The sequence below is a fragment of the Streptomyces sp. RLA012 genome, from assembly GCF_056270325.1.
The window spans coordinates 5,386,484-5,406,090 of record NZ_JBWDPA010000002.1 but is presented as its reverse complement, the minus strand read 5'-3'; the positions used below and the strand labels follow the sequence as shown (position 1 = coordinate 5,406,090).

Sequence of the window (19,607 nt, the reverse complement as noted above, 5' to 3'; positions counted from 1 at the left end):
GTCGTAGTACGGGGGTTTGTCGAGGTACAGGGGTTCGTCGTGGTGCGGGGGTGCCACTGACGGGGCTGCCCCAGGGGTGATCACATCAACGCCGGGTGTTACACATCAGGGCCGTATTTCCACACGTGTGGGTGACGAAGCGTCGCGGGGGCGTGACGTAGCGTTCCCAGCGTGATCGAACCGCACGCGCCTGCTCCCCCCGGCGCGCCGCCGCCCTGGGGCGTCCAGGGCCAGGCGCGGCTGCCCGTCCGCCCGGGCACAGGGCGGTTCCTGGTCCTCGCGGGCGCATTCATCTGTGCGGCCTGCGGACTCGTGTACGAACTCGAACTCGTCGCCCTCGCCTCCTACTTGATCGGCGACTCGGTCACCCAGGCCTCCGTGGTCCTGTCCGTGATGGTCTTCGCCATGGGCATCGGCTCCCTCGCCGCGAAGCGCCTGCGCCCGCGCGCCGCAGCCGGCTTCGGCGCGGTCGAGGCGGCGCTCGCCCTGGTCGGCGGCTGCAGCGCGATGGCCCTGTACGCGGTGTTCGCGTGGACCGGCGACTGGGGCGGGGTCTGGACGAGCGGCTCGCGTTACCTGCTGGCGGCCTTCTCCCTCGCCATCGGTCTCCTCATCGGCGCCGAAGTCCCCCTGCTCATGGAGCTGATACAGCGCATCCGCCGCCAGGACCCGGGCGGGGCGGTGGCGGACCTCTTCGCGGCGGACTATGTCGGAGCCCTCGCCGGCGGCCTGGCCTTCCCCTTCCTGCTGCTCCCGCTGCTCGGGCAACTGGAGGGCGCGCTGCTCACCGGAACGGTGAACGCGGTGGCCGGCGGCGCTCTCGTACTCGGTCTGTTCCGAAGGGACTTGAGCAGGCGCGGACGGTGGCTCCTCGTGATCGCCAACCTGTTGGTCCTCGGCGTGCTGGCCACGGCCGCCGCACTCGTCGACGACTTCGAACGGGCGGCCCGGCACGCCGTGTACGGCGGGGACGTACGCGTCGCCCTGCAGACCGGCGTCCAGGAGGTCGTCCTCACCGGTGGCACCCGCGGTCACCCGCTCGACCTCTTCCTCGACGGACGCCTGCGGGTCAGCGGCCGCGACGAACACCGCTACCACGAGGCGCTGGTGCACCCCGCGATGAACGGGCCGCACGCACGCGTGCTCGTCCTCGGCGGCGGCGACGGACTCGCGGTCCGCGAGGTGCTGCGCCACCCCGGTGTGCGCAGGGTCGACGTGGTCGAACTCGACGCCGGGGTGGTGCGGTTGGCGCGCAGCGACCCGGCCCTGTCGGCGCTCAACGGCCACGCGTTCGGTGACGCCCGCGTCCATGTGTTCACCGCCGACGCCTTCGGCTGGCTGCGGGAGGCCTCGTCGACGTACGACGTGGTGATCTCCGATCTGCCGGACCCCGGGATCACGGCGAGCACGAAGCTGTACTCGCAGGAGTTCTACGGCCTGGCGCGCCGCGTGCTCGTCCCCGAGGGCCGCCTGGCGGTGCACGCGGGCCCGGTCTCCTCCCGTCCCCGGGTGTTCTGGACGGTCGACGCGACGCTCCTCGCGGCCGGCCTCCGTACCGCCCCCTACTGCGTCGGCGGCCGGGACTCCGGCTTCGCCGCCGGCCCCGACCGCACGGCGGGCGCGTCGCGCGCCCCCCACGACTGGGGCTTCGTCCTGGCCTCCCCCGAGGGGCCGGCGCTGCGCCTCGACCCGCGGGGCCCGCGTCTGCGCACGCTCACACCGTCGTCCCTCGCCGCCGACGGCCGGGCCGCCGCGCGCACCCGGGTCCGCGATCTCCCGCCCTCCACGCTGGTGCATCCGCGCTACGCCGACTGAGCCGACCGAGCCGACGGACGGACGAATCCGGTGATACGAGCGTGCGGTGCGGGCCGGTCTGGGTAGGCTCGGCCGACATGGAGCATGAGGTGTTCGTTCCGGTTCCGGCCGAGCGGTTGCGGGAGGCGCTGGCCGATCCCGTACGGGTGGCCCGGGCGGTTCCCGGACTCCAGCAGGACGCGGGGACGCCGCCCGTCTCCGGGCGCCTGAAAGTCCGCGTCGGCGGCCACACCATCACCTACCGCGGGGCGGTCCGGGTCAGCGGCCGGGACGACGGTTCGTACGCCGTCGAGGGCGACGCCACCGAGGCGCGCGGCACCGGCACGGTGAAACTCGCCCTCACCGTCCACCTCGCCCCCTCCGACGCCGGTACGACCCTCACGTTCACCGGAACCGCCACGGCGGACGGCCGCGTGGCGGAACTCGCCCCGGAGGCGGTGTCCGCGGCGACGGGACGGTTGCTGAACCGGTTCGCGGAGAACTTGGCCGCGGGGACGGGGGAGACGGGTGCGGTGACGGAGACGGGCGTGGAGGCGGAGGCGGAGACGGGCGTGGAGGCGGAGACGGGCGTGGAGGCCGAGGCGGAGGACGAAACCGAGGGTGGGACCGGGGGCGAGACCGAGAACGGGGTCGAGACTGAGGTTGAGCCCGAGGTTGAGCCCGAGGTTGAGCCCGACGCCGATGTCGAGGCCGAAGTCCTTGCCGAGGGGGAGGGTGAACCGGAGCCGAGCACTCCGGGCCGTGTGCACCGGGAGGACGACATGGCCGAGGCGGCGCATGCGCGGCGGACGATGATCGGGCGCAGTGCGGAGGAGGTGGACCACGCTCCGCCGCGTGGTCGCTACGCACCCGTGCCGGCGCCGGAGGCCGCCGCGGCCCGCGCCACGCTCCGCTGGGCGGCGCCCGCCGCCGCCGTGGTTCTGGCCTCGGCCATCGCCGTCACCCGGGCGCTGCGGAAGCGACGCTGATGTCTTGCGGGGGGCTTTGACTGCGGGTGGGTGGGGGCTGGTCGCGCAGTTCCTCGCGCCCCTGAAAGCTGAAAGCCTTGGGCGTGGGCCCGTGTCTTTCGGCCTGTCCGGTGCTTGAGGGCAAGGTCGTTCAGGCCGATGAGGGTCTGGGAGCGGCGCACGCGGCAGTAGGGTCAACTTCGTGAGTAACGAAGACATCACGCTGACCGCGGGCGACGCGGAGGTGACCGTCACGCCGAGCAACGGCGGACGGGTCGGGAGTCTGCGAGTCGGCGGCGTCGAACTGCTGCGGCAGGGCCAGAAGTTCGGATGCTTCCCCATGGTCCCGTGGTGCGGAAGGATCCGCGACGGCCGGTTCCTGGACGGCGCCACCGTCCGGCAGATGCCGCTCAACGCCCCACCGCACGCCATCCACGGCACCGCCCGCAACGGCCCCTGGCGCACCGCCCGCACCACCAAGGCCGAGGCCGTGATCACCCACGACCTCGTGGACCCCTGGCCCCACCCCGGCCGCGTCACCCACGCCTTCGGCCTGACCGAGGACGCCTTCACGCTCACCATGTCCGTGGAGACGTACGAGGACTCGTTCCCCGCCCAGGTCGGCTGGCACCCGTGGTTCAACCGGAACCTGGGCCAGCAGGACGTCCAGGTCGACTTCACCCCGGTCTGGCAGGAGGAGCGCGGCGAGGACCACATCCCCACCGGCCGTCGCATCGAGCCGAAGGCCGGCCCCTGGGACGACTGCTTCGGCATGCCCGACGGAGTCGACGTCACGCTCACCTGGCCGGGGCAGCTGGAGCTGAAGGTCGCCAGCCGGGAGGAGTGGGTGGTGGTGTACGACGAGCAGGAGGCCGCGGTGTGCGTCGAGCCGCAGACCGGTCCGCCCAACGGGCTGAACACCCATCCCCGCCTGGTCACCCCCATCGAGCCCCTGGAGGCGACCATGACCTGGAGCTGGCGGCGCCTCTAAGCTGGCGGACATGAGTGACGTACGCGGCGCGCTGCTGCAGCAGATCAAGGACAAGGCCGTGGTGCACGGCAAGGTGACCCTCTCGTCGGGGCTCGAGGCGGACTACTACGTCGACCTGCGCCGCATCAGCCTCGACGGCGAGGCCGCGCCGCTGGTCGGCCAGGTCCTCCTGGACCTCACCGCCGAACTGGACTTCGACGCGGTCGGCGGGATGACCATGGGAGCCGACCCGGTCGCCGCGTCCATGCTGCACGCCGCCGCGGCCCGGGGGCGGCGGCTGGACGCCTTCGTCGTACGCAAGGCAGCCAAGGCACACGGCCTGCAGCGCCGTGTCGAGGGCCCGGAGATCAAGGGCCGGCGCGTGCTCGTCGTCGAGGACACCTCGACCACCGGCGGTTCCCCGCTCGCCGCCGTCGAGGCGGTGCGCGAGGCCGGCGCCGAGGTCGTGGCCGTCGCGACCATCGTCGACCGGGCGACCGGCGCCGCCGAGAAGATCGAGGCGGACGCCGGGGTTCCGTACCTCTTCGCCTACTCCAAGGACGAGTTGGGCCTGGACTAGGACTCCCGGCACGGGACCTCGCCGAACTCGGGGTCCCGTATCCCGGACGGGGTGTCCGGAGCATCCGGTCAAGTCTGGAAAGATGGGGACGACGATGACGTCGCCCCCCTAGGTCAGGGCCGAAAGCACCAGTCCCGTCGTACCGCAGCAGCGCTACGCAGACCCGCACATACAAGGAGCGGACAGATGCCCATCGCAACCCCCGAGGTCTACAACGAGATGCTCGACCGGGCGAAGGCAGGCAAGTTCGCCTACCCGGCCATCAACGTGACCTCCTCCCAGACCCTGCACGCTGCGCTGCGCGGCTTCGCGGAGGCGGAGAGCGACGGCATCATCCAGATGTCCACCGGTGGTGCGGAGTTCCTCGGCGGCCAGCACAAGAAGGACATGGTGATCGGCGCCGTCGCGCTCGCCGAGTTCGCGCACGTCGTCGCCGCCAAGTACGACATCACCGTCGCGCTGCACACGGACCACTGCCCCAAGGACAAGCTGGACACGTACGTACGTCCGCTGCTCGACATCTCCGCCGAGCGTGTCGCCAAGGGCGAGAACCCGCTGTTCCAGTCGCACATGTGGGACGGCTCCGCCGAGACCCTCGCCGACAACCTGGCCATCGCCCAGGAGCTGCTCGCCAAGGCCGCCGCCGCGAAGATCATCCTTGAGGTCGAGATCACCCCGACCGGCGGTGAGGAGGACGGCGTCAGCCACGAGATCAACGACTCCCTCTACACCACCGTCGACGACGCGCTGCGCACCGCCGAGGCCCTCGGCCTGGGCGAGAAGGGCCGCTACCTGCTGGCCGCGTCCTTCGGCAACGTGCACGGCGTCTACAAGCCGGGCAACGTCGTGCTGCGCCCCGACCTCCTGAAGCAGCTGAACGAGGGCGTCGCCGCCAAGTACGGCAAGCCGTCCCCGTTCGACTTCGTCTTCCACGGCGGCTCCGGCTCCTCGGCCGAGGAGATCGCCACCGCGCTGGAGAACGGCGTCGTGAAGATGAACCTCGACACCGACACGCAGTACGCCTTCACGCGCCCCGTCGCGGACCACATGTTCAAGAACTACGACGGCGTCCTGAAGGTCGACGGCGAGGTCGGCTCCAAGAAGACCTACGACCCGCGCACCTGGGGCAAGCTGGCGGAGGCGGGCATGGCCAAGCGCGTCACCGAGGCGTGCGAGATGCTCCGCTCCGCGGGCAACAAGCTCAAGTAGTCACCGGTGGCTACCGGTAGTCACCAGTAGTCGCCCGGGTTCTTCCCGGTCCGGACCGTACGAGTAAAGGCTCGGCACCCCGCGGTGCCGAGCCTTTCCGTATGCTCCGAGGTATGGCTGCGGCTTCGCGGGAGAATCCAGGCGAGGGACCGGGAACGAGTCCGGAAACGAACTCGGGACCAGATCCGGAAACGACCCCGGCGACGAATCCGGAAACGACCCCGGCGACGAATCTGGAACCGGCCCCGGAAACGGCCCCGGAAACGTCCTCGGGAACGGACCCGGGAACGAAGACGGGAGCGGGTCCCGGGGTACGGATCTCCAGTGCCACCGGCAAGTGGATTCTGCTGACCACCGTCCTCGGCTCCAGCATGGCCATGCTGGACTCGACGGTCGTCAATGTCGCGCTGCCCACGATCGGCCGTGACCTGGGCACGGGCCTCGCGGCACTGCAGTGGACCGTGAACGCGTACATGCTGACCCTGGCGGGCCTGATCCTGCTCGGCGGGTCACTCGGCGACCGCTTCGGACGGCGCAAGATCTTCGTCCTCGGTGTGGTGTGGTTCGCCTCCGCCTCGCTGCTGTGCGGCCTTGCGCCGACCGGGGGCGTACTGATCGCGGCCCGCGCCCTGCAGGGAATCGGCGGAGCCCTGCTCACCCCCGGTTCGCTCGCGATCATCCAGGCGTCCTTCCACCCGGACGACCGGGCCAGGGCCGTCGGCCTGTGGTCGGGCTTCGGCGGCGTCGGCGCGGCGGTCGGCCCGTTCCTGGGCGGCTGGCTGGTGGACGGCCCCGGCTGGCGCTGGGTCTTCCTGCTCAACGTTCCGGTGGCGCTGATCTGCGCCCCCATCGCCGTGCGCCACGTCCCCGAGTCGTCCGACGGCCGTGCGCACGACCGGGGCTTCGACGTCCTCGGCGCCGTACTCGGCGCCCTGGCGCTCGCCCTGGTGACGTACGCCCTGATCGAGGCCACGAGCGGTTCCGTACTGGTCTGGGTGTCGGCGGTCGGAGGCGTGGCGGCCGGTGTGGCCTTCGTGTACGTCGAGCGGCGCCGACCCGACCCGATGATGCCGCCGGACATCTTCTCGTCGCGGCAGTTCACGGCCGTCAACCTCGTCACGCTGTGCGTGTACGCGGCCTTCGGCGGCTTCTTCTTCCTGACCGCGCTCCAGCTCCAGGTCGTGGCGGGCTACTCGGCCCTGGGCGCCGGTACGGCACTGCTGCCGACGACCGTCCTGATGCTGCTGTTCTCCGCCCGCTCCGGCGAGCTCGCCCAGCGCATCGGCCCGCGCATCCCGCTCACCGTCGGCCCGCTGCTGTGCGCGACGGGCATGCTGCTCATGCTGCGGGTGGGCCCGCACTCCTCGTACCTCGGCGATGTGCTTCCCGCGCTGGTGGTGATGGGCGCGGGCATGGTGACCCTGGTCGCGCCCCTGACCGCGACCGTCCTCGCCTCCGTGGACGCCGGGCGGGCGGGCCTGGCCAGCGGGATCAACAACGCGGCGGCCCGCGCGGCCGGACTGATCGCAGTGGCCGCGCTGCCCCTGCTGACCGGGATGGGCCCGGAGGCGTACCGCTCGGCGGACGCCTTCAACGCCGCCTTCCGGCGTGCGATGCCCCTGTGCGCCGGGGTGCTGGCCGTCGGGGCGGTGCTGGCCTTCACGACTGTGCGCCGCCCGGCCCCCGACTGCCGACGCCCCCAGTGCCGTATGCACGGCTGTGTGACGGCCCCGCCGCTGGAGCCCTCGCGGACACGCCGGTCCCGGTGAGGCCCCGGGGCGGCATCCCGGGGTCTCACCGGGTACCCCGCTACGGCACAACCCCCCGAGGGTGCCGCAGACTGGAACCCATGACGATTCACGAGAACCTCCTCGGGGGCCCGCCCCCGACTCACCTCCCCGACGACCCGGAGCCGCGTGAGCTCCTCGCGAACGGCACGGCGCCCGCCGATGTCGCCGCCAAGTACCCGACCTCCTCGCTCGCCTGGGCCCAGCTGGCCGACGACGCGTTCGAGCGGGGCAGTGTCGTCGAGTCGTACGCCTACGCGCGTACGGGCTACCACCGCGGTCTGGACTCCCTGCGCCGCAGCGGCTGGAAGGGCCATGGCCCGGTGCCTTGGGAGCACGAGCCGAACCGTGGCTTCCTGCGCGCCCTGCACGCCCTCGCCCGAGCCGCTCAGTCGATCGGCGAGCAGGAGGAGTACGAGCGCTGCAGCCAGTTCCTGAAGGACTCCTCGCCGACGGCGGCGCAGACGCTGGGCTGAGTCCTCCGGGGTCTGAGTCCCTCCGGAGCCTGAGTCCTCCGGAGCATGAGTCCTCCGGAGCCTGAGTCCTCCAGGGCCTGGGTCTTCCGGGGCCTGAGTCGTCCTCTCAGGTCGTACTCGCAGCTCACATGGGTCTGCTGGGTCTGCTGGGTCCGCTGGGTCCGTCTGGTCGATGTGACCGGGCGGACCTTGCGGTTTCGGGGGACGATTGTGGAGGATGCCCGGTGGGGACCGGGGCCCCCGTGTCGAAAACGGCAGGGGCGGACCGCTACCCGGAGTACGCATCAGGAGACAGCGATGTCGTCCCAGCAGGCCCGGCCCGAAGCGGCTCAGGAGCCCGAGACCCCGCATCTCGACTTCAACGGAACGACCCCCTACGAGGACTACGTCCAGGCGGACGTCCTGACCCACCTCCAGCACACCCTCTCCGACGACCCCGGAGAGATGGTCTTCCTGGTGACCACCCAGGTCATGGAGCTGTGGTTCACGGTCATCGTCCACGAGTGGGAGACCGCGGCGGACGCGCTCCGCGAGGACCGGTTGCCGGTCGCGGTGGCCGCGCTGAAGCGGTCCGTACGGGAGCTGGAGGCGCTGAACGCGTCCTGGCGGCCCCTCGCGCAGCTCACGCCCGCCCAGTTCAACTCCTACCGCTCGGCCCTCGGCGAGGGCTCCGGTTTCCAGTCCGCGATGTACCGCCGGATGGAGTTCCTGCTCGGCGAGAAGTCCGCGTCCATGCTGGTCCCGCACCGGGGGGCGCCGCGGGTCCACGCGGAGCTGGAGAAGGCCCTGCACGAACCGAGCCTGTACGACGAGGTGCTCCGGCTGCTCGCGCGGCGCGGGCACGCCGTTCCGGCGTCCGTGCTGGAGCGGGACGTGTCCCGGCGCTACGAGTCCTCGCCGGAGGTGGAGGCCGTGTGGACGTCCCTGTACGCGGGCGACGAGCACGACGAACTCGCCCGGCTCGGCGAGGCGCTGACGGACGTCGCCGAACTGGTGTGGCGCTGGCGCAACGACCATCTCGTCGCGACGCGCCGCGCGATGGGCGCGAAGGCCGGCACGGGCGGCTCCGCGGGAGTGGCCTGGCTGGAGAAGCGGGCGCAGAAGAACGTGTTCCCCGAGCTGTGGACGGCGAGGTCTCATGTCTGAGCGGTCCGAGAGGTCTGGTCGGGTTGAGCGTTCTGAGCGTTCTGAGCGTTCTGGGCGGTCAGGGCGGTCTGAGCAGTTCGAGAGGTCTGGACTGGTGGTCCGGGCCGCGGAGCTGGACGCCTCCGACGAGCTCGCCAAACTGCGCGCCCAGTTCGTACTGGACGACGTGGTGTACCTGGACGGGAACTCGCTCGGCGCGCTCCCGACGTCGGTCCCCGGCCGGGTCGACGACGTCGTACGACGCCAATGGGGTGAACTCCGCATCCGCTCCTGGGAGGAGAGCGGCTGGTGGACGGCGCCGGAACGGATCGGCGACCGGATCGCGCCGCTGGTGGGGGCGGCCCCCGGCCAGATCGTGGTCGGCGACTCCACGAGCGTGAACGTCTTCAAGGCACTGGTGGGAGCGGTACGCCTGGCGGCTCTGTCCTCCGACGGGCGCGACGAGATCATCGTCGACGCGACGACGTTCCCCACGGACGGCTACATCGCGGCGTCGGCGGCCCGTCTGACCGGCTGCGAACTGCGCCCGTTGGACCCGGCGGAGGTCCCCTCCGCGCTCGGCCCCCGCACGGCGGCGGTGTTGCTGAACCACGTCGACTACCGCACCGGCCGGCTGCACGACCTCCCGCTCCTCACGTCCGCGATCCACGATGCGGGCGCCCTGGCGGTCTGGGACCTGTGTCACAGCGCCGGGGCCCTGCCGGTGGACCTCGACGCCCACGGGGTCGATCTCGCGGTCGGCTGCACGTACAAGTACCTCAACGGAGGTCCGGGCTCCCCGGCGTACCTCTACGTCCGCGCCGACCTCCAGCCCCGCTTCGACTCCCCGCTCCCCGGGTGGAACTCCCACGCCGACCCCTTCGGCATGAACCCGGCGTACGAACCGGCTCCGGGTGCCCTGCGCGGGCGCGTCGGCACGCCCGACATCCTCTCCATGCTGGCCCTGGAGGCCGCGCTGGAGGTGTGGGACGGCGTCTCGATCGAGTCCGTCCGCGCCAAGTCCCTGGCCCTGACCGACTTCTTCCTCGAATGCGTCAGCGCGTACGTCCCCGAGGGCCGGGTCGAGTCCGTCACCCCGCCCGCCCACGCCGAACGGGGCAGCCAGGTCGCCCTCCGCTGCGCGGAGGCCGGAGAGGTGATGAAGCGCCTCATCGAACGCGGCGTCGTCGGCGACTTCCGCCACCCCGACATCCTCCGCTTCGGCTTCACCCCCCTCTACGTGAGCTACGCAGACACCGAACAAGCCGCGAGGCTGCTGGCGGAAACACTGGCCTAACCACCCACCCCACCTGCCCTTTCCCTTCTCCCTCTCCCCCCGACGTGGCTGTCCAGACGGATGTGCGGGGCGGAGCCCGTGGGGGGGCAGGGGGGTTCGGGGTCGGTCCGTGCGTGGTGGGGTGCGGGGGCAGAGCCCCGCCGGGGGTGCGGGGGCGGAGCCCCCGGTGGGGTTGAAGGGGCGGAGCCCCTGGGGATGGGACGGGTAGGGGCGGCGGGGGCGAAGACCTACTTCGGCAGCCCCCACGCCGGGTCACCCCCCAAGCACATACACCCCAGCCACCGCCGCGGCGAACGCCCCCTCCGCCGCCCGATCGGCCGCATCCTCGTCCGGCACCACCCCACCCGTCAGCAACGCGTAATACAGCGGCGCCGACACCGCCCGCACGACCATCCCGGCATCGGTCCCCACCGGCAACTCCCCCCGGGCCACCCCCTGCTCGACACACGGCGCCCACTCACCCACCCGTACGTCATAGAACCGCCGCAACGCCTCCGCCGTACGCACGTCGCACGTCGCCGCGGCAATCACCGCCCGGAACAACGCCCCCTGCCGAGGATCGGCCAACGTCCGCCGCACCAGATCGGCGTTGGCGCGCAGATCACCCAGGACGGACCCGGTCTCCGTACGCGGCAGCGACTGCTCCGCCATGTCGCTCAGCAGATCGGCGACCAGCCCCGTCACCGACCCCCACCGCCGGTACACGGTCGTCTTCCCGACCTCCGCCCGCCGCGCCACATCCGCGAGATCGAGGTGCGCGAACCCTTCCTCGGCGAGCACGTCCCCGGCGGCGCGCAGCACGGCCGCACGGACACGGGCGGTACGCCCACCAGGACGTACGGTGCCGGGCTCGACGGACATGACGGACTCCTCGGCGGTGGCGTACACAGTGACGGCGGTGGCGTACACGGTGACGGCGGTGGCGTACACGGTGACGGCGGTGGCGTACACGGTGACGGCGGTGGCGTACACGGTGATCTTCAGGGTGGCGTACACAGGCGCGCACGCCACCCCTCCAGCGTAACGAAACAACGGACCCGTTTACCCCTCACCGAGCGTGACATCCCGCTGTAGACGCACGTCACGGGCCTGATACCGTCCCCGCCAACGGCCGAATTCTTCCCCGGACCGCCAAACCCTGTTCACCGCTGAGAGGTTGGAGCATGCCGGACGACGCCGCAACACGGGACGCCGCCGAGGAGGCATCGGCCTTCTCCCACCCGCCGGTCGACCCGGACGTCACCGCCCCCTACGGCGATCACCCCGACCAGGTGATCGATTTCTACACCCCGCGTGAGCCCGACCCCGCGGTCCTCGCCCCACTGGTGATCGTCCTGCACGGCGGCGCCTGGCGCGCCCCGTACGACCGTCGGCACGTCACCCCGTTCGCCGACTTCCTGGCCCGCCGCGGCTTCGCCGTCGCGAACGTGGAGTACCGCCGCGGCAGCGTGATCCCCGCGCAGGGCGGCGAGGGCGCGATCGCGGGCCGCTGGCCGGACACCTTCGACGACATCGCGGCCGCACTCGACGCGCTGCCGGCGCTCGCCCGCGCGCACCTGCCGCAGGCGGACCTCCGCCGCACGGTGATCACCGGCCACTCGGCAGGCGGCCACCTCGCCCTGTGGGCCGCCGCCCGCCATGTGCTGCCCGCCGACGCCCCCTGGCGCACCGACCGCCCCGCCCCGCTGCGCGGTGTCGTCGCCCTCGCCCCGATCGCGGACTTCCGGGTCGCCGAGAAACTGGACGTGTGCTCCGGCGCGGCCCGTCAACTCCTCGGCGGCGAGGCCGTGTTCGCGGAGCGGCAGCCGTACGCCGACCCGGCGTTCCTGCTTCCCACCGGCATCGCCACCACCCTCGTACAGGGCCGCACCGATGTCATCGTCCCGCAGGCGGTCGCGGAGTCGTACGCGGAGGCGGCGGCGAGGGCGGGCGAGGTGGTCGGCCTGACGCTGCTGGAGGACGTCGGCCACTTCCCGTTGATCGACCCGGCGGCGGACGCGTGCGCGGTGGTGGCCGAGGAGATCGCCCAACTGGCCTGGTGACAGCCGTGTGACACCGTGCGATACCCGTGCGATACCCGTGGGCGGTGCTGTCCGGAGGCCCCCGGTCATACCCGTAGTACCTGAGAGCTACCTCCCAGGTGAGCTCCCTGGTGGGACGCGAGCGACACGTCACGATCCGTAACTTCCCTTCCAGAGGCGCCCGACGAGCGGGCGATCAGGGCGGGGAAGGACACCATGGGACCCGGGGCGAAGCCGAACGCGGCGAGGAGGGCGACACGAGCCGCACACGAGGCGCCACCTGAACCGCCACCGCCACCGCCACCGCCACCGCCACCGACGACGACCTCAACGACCTCACCGACGACATCCGCATCCACCTCCGCATCCACCTCCGCATCCACCTCCGCATCCACCTCCGCATCCACCTCCGCATCCACCTCCGCATCCACCTCCGCATCCACCTCCGCATCCACCTCCGCATCCACCGCCACGGAAGAGGCATCGCCCGGACGCCGAGGCCGGGTCGTCGTCCGGCGCCTGTGTCGTACGTTCCTCGCCGCGCTGGTCACCGCCGCTGTGGTCGTCCCCGTCTCCGCTGCCGCCCGCCCCCGGATCCCCGCCCCGGCCCCCGCCGTACTCGCTCCCCTCACGCCCGCGACGCTGGACAAGGCGTACGCGGCGAACCGTGCGAACGCCGCGGAGGCCTCGCGTATGGCCGCAGGCCACGGCGACCGCAGCCGCGCCGCCGCGGACCGCGCACTGGCGGCGCCCTCCCGTGACCTGCTCTCCTTCGACGGCCGTGGCCAGGGCCGGGCCGTCGAGGTCGTCGGCGACCTCGCCCACGCCGGCCGCGTCGCGGTCCTGGTCCCGGGCTCCGACACGACCCTGGAGACGTACGGCCGCTTCCGAGCCGCCGCCCTCGCCCTGCACGCCCGACTGGACCAACTGAACCGACTGAACCAACTGAACCGACTGGACCGACTGAACCAACTGAACCGACTGGACCGACTGAACCAACTGGACCGACTCGGCCCGGTCGACTCGGGTACGGCGGTCGTCGCCTGGCTCGGTTACGAGACACCGGGCACCGTCAGCCCCACGGTGCTGACGACCGGGCGGGCCGAGGACGCGGCCCCGCACCTGAAGGGGTTCATACGCGAACTGCGCGGCGTCGTGGGGGAGAAGGCCCACGTCTCCCTGCTGTGCCACTCGTACGGCACGGTGGTCTGCGGTCGCGCGGCGCACGGCCTGGACGTGGACGACCTCGCCCTCATCGGCAGCCCGGGCACGGGCGCGGACTCCGTGGCGGCACTGCACACGTCCGCCCGCGTCTGGGCGGCCCGAGGCGCCGACGACTGGGTCGCGAACGTCCCCCACGTCGGCCTCGACCTCTTCGGCACCACCGTCGGCTTCGGCACCGATCCGGTGTCCCCGTCCTTCGGCGCCCATGTGTTCGCGGCGGGCGCGGGCGGACACAGCGACTACTTCACCCCGGGCTCGGTGTCCCTGGACAACCTCGCCCGGATCGTCCTGGGAGACACCTCGGAGGTGACCCGTGCGTGAATCGATCCTGCACCAGCCGCGCCAGCCGCGCCAGCCGCGCCAGCCGCGCCAGCCGCACCAGCCGCACCGGCGAAGGGCGGCCGCACACGACAGCGCGCAGGACGGCACACACGACAGCGCGCACGGCCGTAAGCACCACGCCATCCGCAAGGCCGCCCGCCGTATCGACGCCGCCACCCCCGCGGAGCGGGACCGTGCCGTCGACGCCCTGCGTGCCTTCGCGATCCTCGGTGTGGTCATGGGCCACTGGCTGGTGACGGCCCTGGTCGTGGACGGCGGCGCGCTGCACACGGCGAGCCCGTTGCAGCACATGCCGTGGCTGGCCCCCATTTCCTGGGTCTTCCAGACACTCGCCGTGTTCTTCCTGGTGGGCGGCCATGTGGCGACGAAGGGCTACGCGTCGGCGCGGGCGCGCGGCACGACGTACGGACAGTGGCTGCGCGGCCGCCTCGCGCGGCTCTTCAAACCGGTGGCCGCTGTGCTGACCCTGTGGACGGTGGCCGCGGTCTGTCTGCTCGCGTCGGGCACCGACCTCCGGACCGTCCACACCCTCGTCAAACTCGCCCTGTCCCCGCTGTGGTTCCTCCTGGTCTTCGCGGGGTTGACGGCCGCGACCCCGCTCCTCACCCGAATCAACCCGCTGTGGCCGCTGGCCGTCGTTCTCCATGTGGACCTCGTGCGCTTCGGACTCGGCGGCCCGTCCTGGCTGGGCTGGGTGAACGTGGCGGCCGGCTGGCTCGTCCCGTACACGCTGGGCGCGGCCTGGACGCGCGGCGAGCTGGACCGGCGGCGCGCCGGCTGGACGCTGCTGATCTGCGGCACGGCGGCGACCGCGGCGCTGGTGGCGTGGGCCGGCTACCCGGCGTCGATGGTCGGCGTTCCGGGCGCGGCGGTCTCGAACCTGGACCCGCCGACGCTCGCCGCGGTCACCTTCGGCCTGGCCCAGTGCGGCCTGGCCCTGCTGCTGCGCGAGCCCTTGCGCCGATGGCTGCGGCGGCCGTCGGCCTGGGCGGCGGTGGCGCTGGTCAATCTGTCGGCGATGACGATATTCCTCTGGCACCAGACGTCTCTGATGGCGGTCACCGCCGTGGGCCTGCTCGGGGGCCGGCTCCCCGGCCTGCATCTGGTTCCCGACGACCTGGTCTGGGTGGCGGCCCGCCTCGCCTGGCTCCCGGTCTTCGCCTTCGCCCTCGGCATCTGCTGGGCCGCTTTCCGCTTCTACGAACAGGGTCCGCGCCGCCGCACCGGACGTCCCTCCCGGGTGGTCCGCGTCCACCGTCGCGGCGGTCCGGCGGGGACGGGAACGGCCCGCCGTGCCTAGGGTTGACCGGGTGACCAGCGCCGAGCCCGGGGACTCGTACACCGATCGCACACGCAGGCTTCTGCGTGAGGTCCTCGCCGACCTCACGTCACCCGCCGCCGCCCCGCTGCCGCCGCTCTCCCGGCCCCGATGGCTGCGCCGGCTGCCGCACGTCGTGCTGTGCTTGATCTCCCTCGCCGTCGGGCTCGCGGGCGTGGCCGAGATGAACGACACCTACCGACTCGGCTTCCCGCTGGGCGTGCTGACGGGCCTCGCGCAGGGGGCGGCGGTCGTCCTGGCCCTGTGGCGGCCGGTGCCGGCCTGGTGGCTGTCGCTCGGTGCCACGGTGCTGACCGCGGCCGCGGCCGAGTCCAGGCCGCCCATGGCGGCGGGCATTCCGGCCCCGGGCCCCGACTGGCCGTGGGGCTCGCCGGCGCTGACCGCGCACGCCTTCGTGCTCTTCCTCCTCGCCCTGCGGATGCCCACGCGGGTGGCCGTCGGCGCGCTGTCCGTGACCGCTCTGGTGACGTACGTCGTGCAAGGCCTGCTCGGGGGACAGGCCTACCGTCAGACGGGGATGCTGGCCGTCGTCGTCTTCGCCGCGGTCGTTCTCCTCGGCATAGCGCTGCGCGGCCGCCGCGAGGCCCGCACCCAGCTCGTCGCGCAGGCGACGCGGACCGAGGAGGAGCGCGCCCACCGCACGCTCCTGGAGGAGCGCAGCCGGATCGCGCGCGAGCTGCACGACGTGGTCGCCCACCACATGTCGGTGATCTCCATCCAGGCCCAGGTCGCCCCGCACCTGGTCGAAAACCCTTCCGAGGAGCTGAAGGAGAACCTCGCGGGCATCCGGCAGAACGCCCTGGAGGCGCTGACCGAGCTGCGCCGCGTCCTCGACGTACTGCGCTCCGAGAACCCCGACGACCCGTACGGCCTCGGTGCCGGCACCGGTGCCGCCCCCAACTCCCCGCAGCCCACGCTGGACCGTATCGACGCCCTTGTCGAGAACACCCGCGCCGCCGGTCTTGAGGTGACCACGGAGATCACCGGCGAGCAGCTCCCGCTGGCGCCCGGCGTGGAGCTGTCCGCGTACCGGATCGTCCAGGAGGCGCTGAGCAACGCCCTGCGGCACGCGCCCGGTTCGGTGGTCCGTGTCGAGCTGTGGCACTTCCCGCGCGGTCTTCAGGTACGGGTGATCAACTCCAGACCCGTGCGCCCCGCCCCACCGTCTCCGGGCGCGGGGCACGGTCTGCTCGGTATGCGGGAGCGCGCCGCGATGCTGGGCGGCACCCTGGTGACCTCCGAGACCTCGCACGGCGGCTTCGTGGTGGCGGCCTTCCTGCCCCGCAACGGCGTCGCCGTCCCGCACGACTACTCCTCCGACTACTCCTCCGACCACTCACCCGACTACTCACCCGACTACTCCTCCGACGATTCCCCCGACGACGACTCCGCAGGCCCGACAGGAGAAAAGACCCCATGACGAGCGCGAGCGGCACCATCCGCGTACTGATCGCCGATGACCAGCAGATGGTCCGCCAGGGCTTCACCGTGCTGCTCAACACCCAGCCGGACATCGAGGTGGTCGGCCAGGCGGTGGACGGCCTGGACGCGGTGGCCAAGGTCGCGGAGTTCGCCCCGGACGTCGTCCTGATGGACATCCGCATGCCCGAGCTCGGCGGCATCGAGGCGACGAGACGCATCACCTGCGAGACGCCCCACATCAAGGTGCTGGTGCTCACCACCTTCGACCTCGACGAGTACGTGTACGAAGCGCTACGCGCGGGAGCCTCCGGGTTCCTGCTCAAGGACGCCTCCGCGGACCAGCTCGCCGAGGCGGTGCGGGTGGTGGCGGCGGGCGACGCGCTGCTCGCCCCGGGGATCACGCGCCGTGTCATCGCCGAGTTCTCCCGGCTGGACTCCACGCCCCGCGCCCCGCTCAAGCAGCGGGTGGGCGAGCTGACCGAGCGCGAGACGGAGGTGCTCGCACTGATCGCGCAGGGCCTGTCGAACGCGGAGATCGCCGAGCGCCTCGTCGTCGCCGAGCAGACCGTGAAGACCCATGTGGGCCGCATCCTGGTGAAGCTGGGCCTGCGCGACCGTACCCAGGCCGCGGTCTTCGCCTACGAGTCGGGACTGGTGCGGCCGTCCGGCTATTGACCTTCCTGGATCCCCTCTCCTGATCTTTCCCGGGGCGTTCCCGAACCCTCCCCGACCTCTCCGCGACCCCACCCCGGACCTCTCCGCGACCCCACCCCGGATCCCTCCGGGGGATACCCGTAGTACCTGAGACGGATCCCGGAGGACCCTTCTCACTGGTGACGACCGCGACCCGGCAGGCGGCCTACCGTTTTGAACGTGACCGAGACGACCCAGACGCAGATGACGCACATGACGCAGATGACGCCGCCGGGCGGGGCCAAGCCGCGCAGCCCGGAGTTCCGGCTGGCCGCGGACGCCCTGCGAGGGCTGCGGCAGGACCTTTTCCACGACGCCTTCGCCTACCGTCCGCTGCCGCGGATGCGGGTGGACGGCCCGCTGACCCGGCGCCTGCCCGAGGGGCTGCGGGAGCACGCGGCCTGGACCCCGCACGCGGCGGTCGTGGCGGCCGGTCTGCTGGCGACGGTGTGCTCCTCCGCCGACAGCAGCGATGTCGGCACCCTGCTGTGTGGTCTCCTCGCGCTGTTCCCGGTGCTGCTGACGCTGATCCGGCCGGTCGGTGCCTTCTGGTTCTCCATGGCCGCGACCCCGTTCGCCGGCGTGCTGGGCGACTCCTCGAGCAACTGGCCCTGGGCTGCCGGCAGCTTCGCCACCCATGTGACGGTGCTGACGGTCGTGGCGCTGCGGACCAGGCCGCGCACCGCCGCCTGGATGTGGACGCTCACGGCGGTGTACGGATTCGTGGTCGACAGCGCCCTGGGCGCCGCTCACTTCGAGACGAACACGGTGCCGCTGCTGTTCCTCTCCGCCCTGTCCCTCCTGGTCGTCACCGTCCTGCACATACGCCGTGAGGCCGAGCAGGAGGTGACCGCCCACCAGTCGGAGACCGCGCAGGAGCGCTCCAAGCGCACCCTCCTGGAGGAGCGCACCACGATCGCCCGGGAGCTGCACGACGTGGTCGCCCACCACATGTCGGTCGTCGCCATCCAGGCGGAGGCCGCCCCCTACCGGGTGGAGAACCCGCCGCCCGAGCTGGAGCAGGCCTTCGTCACGATCCGGGAGAACGCGGTGGCGGCGCTCACCGAGCTGCGCCGTGTCCTCGGTGTCGTCCGGGCCGCGGACTACGAGGCTCCGGACGCCCCGCAGCCCACCCTCGCCGACCTCGACGCGCTCCTGGCCAATGTGCGGGACGCGGGCCTGAGCGTGCAGAAGGCGGTCACGGGCGCGGTGCGCGCACTCCCGCAGGGCGTCGAGCTGTCGGCGTACCGGATAGTGCAGGAGGCGCTCAGCAACACCCTGCGGCACGCACCCGGCGCGACAGCCCGGGTGGAGATCGGCTACGTCCTCGGCGGGCTCGGCCTGCGCATAGTCAACGACCCCTCGCCGGTCACCACGCTGGTGAAGTCCACCCATGGAGCGGGGCACGGCATCACCGGTATGCGCGAGCGGGTCACGATGCTGGACGGAGAGATGACGGCGGGCGAGACGGACGACGGGGGATACGAGGTGGCGGTGTTTCTGCCGGTGCCGCTGCCGGCGGGGGAGGAGACCGGATGACGAACGGCACCATCCGCGTCCTGATAGCCGATGACCAGGTGATGGTCCGCGAGGGCTTCTCGGTGCTGCTCGGCGCGATGCCGGACATCGAGGTGGTCGGCGAGGCGGTCAACGGCCGGGACGCGGTCGAGCGGGTCCGTGAACTCGGCCCGGACGTCGTGCTGATGGACATCCGGATGCCGGAGATGAACGGCATCGAGGCGACCCGGGAGATCGTCACCGCGGACAGTGCCGCGAAGGTGCTGGTCCTGACGACGTTCGACCTCGACGAGTACGTGTACCAGGCGCTGCGCGCGGGGGCCTCCGGGTTCCTGCTCAAGGACGCTTCCGCGCGTCGGCTCGCCGACGGGGTGAGGGTGGTGGCGGCCGGGGAGGCGCTGCTCGCGCCGTCCGTCACCAAGCGGCTGATCACCGAGTTCTCCAAGCTGGCGGATGCGCCGAGGCTGTCGGCCACGGCACAGGCGGCCCACGGCGACCTGACCGAGCGCGAGACGGAGGTGCTGGTCCTGATCGCCCAGGGCCTGTCGAACGCGGAGATCGCCTCGCGGCTGTTCGTCGCCGAGTCCACGATCAAGACCCATGTGAGCCGCATCCTGGTGAAGCTGGGCCTGCGGGACCGTACGCAGGCGGCGGTGTTCGCCTACGAGGCGCGGCTGATCACGCCCAGGTGACCCGGGTGGCCCAGGTGACCGGCTGAACGGGGAGCGCGGAAGCCGGACCGACAGCCGGGCCGCCAGCCGGGCCGCCAGCCGGGCCGCCAGCCGGGCCGACGGCAGGGTACGGGGGTCCTTGCCGGCGGCCCGGCCGCCGAGACACCCCTG

At 72.1% G+C, this 19,607-nt stretch carries 18 protein-coding genes; 16 read left to right on the top strand and 2 right to left on the bottom strand.

Features of this window, described 5'->3' with window-relative positions:
- Nucleotides 1-171 precede the first annotated feature (171 nt).
- The 9 genes from RV986_RS24660 to kynU all read left to right on the top strand — a co-directional run bounded on the left by RV986_RS24660 (nucleotide 172) and on the right by kynU (nucleotide 10,206).
- Nucleotides 172-1,815 (top strand): polyamine aminopropyltransferase, encoded by a 1,644-nt coding sequence (locus RV986_RS24660; protein ID WP_475919477.1) that lies wholly within the window; start codon nucleotides 172-174, stop codon nucleotides 1,813-1,815.
- A gap of 77 nt (nucleotides 1,816-1,892) precedes the next feature.
- The gene (locus tag RV986_RS24655; RefSeq protein ID WP_475919476.1) at nucleotides 1,893-2,783 is read left to right on the top strand and encodes an SRPBCC domain-containing protein; all 891 of its coding nucleotides are present in this window, start codon (nucleotides 1,893-1,895) and stop codon (nucleotides 2,781-2,783) included.
- Nucleotides 2,784-2,964: 181 nt separating this feature from the next.
- Entirely contained in the window at nucleotides 2,965-3,753 is a 789-nt protein-coding gene (locus RV986_RS24650; RefSeq protein ID WP_475919475.1) for an aldose epimerase family protein, read from the top strand.
- A gap of 10 nt (nucleotides 3,754-3,763) precedes the next feature.
- Nucleotides 3,764-4,312, top strand: a complete 549-nt coding sequence (pyrE, locus tag RV986_RS24645) for an orotate phosphoribosyltransferase (protein WP_475919474.1) — start codon at nucleotides 3,764-3,766, stop codon at nucleotides 4,310-4,312.
- 186 nt (nucleotides 4,313-4,498) lie between these two features.
- Complete coding sequence (gene fbaA / locus RV986_RS24640; protein WP_475919473.1) at nucleotides 4,499-5,521, top strand: class II fructose-bisphosphate aldolase; 1,023 nt, start codon at nucleotides 4,499-4,501, stop codon at nucleotides 5,519-5,521.
- 371 nt (nucleotides 5,522-5,892) lie between these two features.
- Complete coding sequence (locus RV986_RS24635; RefSeq protein WP_475919472.1) at nucleotides 5,893-7,290, top strand: MFS transporter; 1,398 nt, start codon at nucleotides 5,893-5,895, stop codon at nucleotides 7,288-7,290.
- 80 nt (nucleotides 7,291-7,370) lie between these two features.
- Nucleotides 7,371-7,784 (top strand): DUF3151 domain-containing protein, encoded by a 414-nt coding sequence (locus RV986_RS24630; protein ID WP_475919471.1) that lies wholly within the window; start codon nucleotides 7,371-7,373, stop codon nucleotides 7,782-7,784.
- A gap of 297 nt (nucleotides 7,785-8,081) precedes the next feature.
- Nucleotides 8,082-8,930, top strand: a complete 849-nt coding sequence (locus tag RV986_RS24625) for a tryptophan 2,3-dioxygenase family protein (RefSeq protein ID WP_475919470.1) — start codon at nucleotides 8,082-8,084, stop codon at nucleotides 8,928-8,930.
- Nucleotides 8,923-10,206 (top strand): kynureninase, encoded by a 1,284-nt coding sequence (gene kynU, locus RV986_RS24620; protein WP_475919469.1) that lies wholly within the window; start codon nucleotides 8,923-8,925, stop codon nucleotides 10,204-10,206. The genes RV986_RS24625 and kynU overlap by 8 nt, the downstream gene beginning before the upstream one ends.
- A 252-nt stretch (nucleotides 10,207-10,458) precedes the next feature.
- Here kynU and RV986_RS24615 read toward each other — a convergent pair whose 3' ends face one another.
- Nucleotides 10,459-11,067 (bottom strand): TetR/AcrR family transcriptional regulator, encoded by a 609-nt coding sequence (locus RV986_RS24615; RefSeq protein ID WP_475924413.1) that lies wholly within the window; start codon nucleotides 11,065-11,067, stop codon nucleotides 10,459-10,461.
- A 302-nt stretch (nucleotides 11,068-11,369) separates the two neighbouring features.
- Here RV986_RS24615 and RV986_RS24610 point away from each other — a divergent pair, with 302 nt between their 5' ends.
- On the top strand, nucleotides 11,370-12,248 hold the full coding sequence (locus RV986_RS24610) for an alpha/beta hydrolase (protein WP_475919468.1): 879 nt from the start codon (nucleotides 11,370-11,372) through the stop codon (nucleotides 12,246-12,248).
- A gap of 65 nt (nucleotides 12,249-12,313) precedes the next feature.
- Here the strand turns inward: RV986_RS24610 and RV986_RS24605 are convergent, their stop codons facing one another.
- Complete coding sequence (locus RV986_RS24605) at nucleotides 12,314-12,700, bottom strand: hypothetical protein (RefSeq protein ID WP_475919467.1); 387 nt, start codon at nucleotides 12,698-12,700, stop codon at nucleotides 12,314-12,316.
- 85 nt (nucleotides 12,701-12,785) lie between these two features.
- On the opposite strand from RV986_RS24605, the gene RV986_RS24600 reads away from it, so the two are divergent.
- The 6 genes from RV986_RS24600 to RV986_RS24575 all read left to right on the top strand — a co-directional run bounded on the left by RV986_RS24600 (nucleotide 12,786) and on the right by RV986_RS24575 (nucleotide 19,457).
- Nucleotides 12,786-13,772, top strand: a complete 987-nt coding sequence (locus RV986_RS24600) for an alpha/beta hydrolase (protein ID WP_475919466.1) — start codon at nucleotides 12,786-12,788, stop codon at nucleotides 13,770-13,772.
- A gap of 142 nt (nucleotides 13,773-13,914) precedes the next feature.
- Nucleotides 13,915-15,093: an acyltransferase family protein gene (locus RV986_RS24595; protein WP_475924412.1), complete on the top strand. Its 1,179-nt coding sequence runs from the start codon at nucleotides 13,915-13,917 to the stop codon at nucleotides 15,091-15,093.
- A 10-nt stretch (nucleotides 15,094-15,103) separates the two neighbouring features.
- Nucleotides 15,104-16,552 (top strand): sensor histidine kinase, encoded by a 1,449-nt coding sequence (locus RV986_RS24590; RefSeq protein ID WP_475919465.1) that lies wholly within the window; start codon nucleotides 15,104-15,106, stop codon nucleotides 16,550-16,552.
- Entirely contained in the window at nucleotides 16,549-17,229 is a 681-nt protein-coding gene (locus RV986_RS24585) for a response regulator (protein WP_475919464.1), read from the top strand. Before RV986_RS24590 ends, RV986_RS24585 begins: the two co-directional genes overlap by 4 nt.
- A 222-nt stretch (nucleotides 17,230-17,451) precedes the next feature.
- Entirely contained in the window at nucleotides 17,452-18,786 is a 1,335-nt protein-coding gene (locus RV986_RS24580; protein ID WP_475924411.1) for a sensor histidine kinase, read from the top strand.
- A complete protein-coding gene (locus RV986_RS24575) occupies nucleotides 18,783-19,457 on the top strand; it encodes a response regulator (protein ID WP_475919463.1) in 675 nt (224 codons plus the stop codon). The genes RV986_RS24580 and RV986_RS24575 overlap by 4 nt, the downstream gene beginning before the upstream one ends.
- The last annotated feature ends 150 nt before the right edge of the window (nucleotides 19,458-19,607 follow it).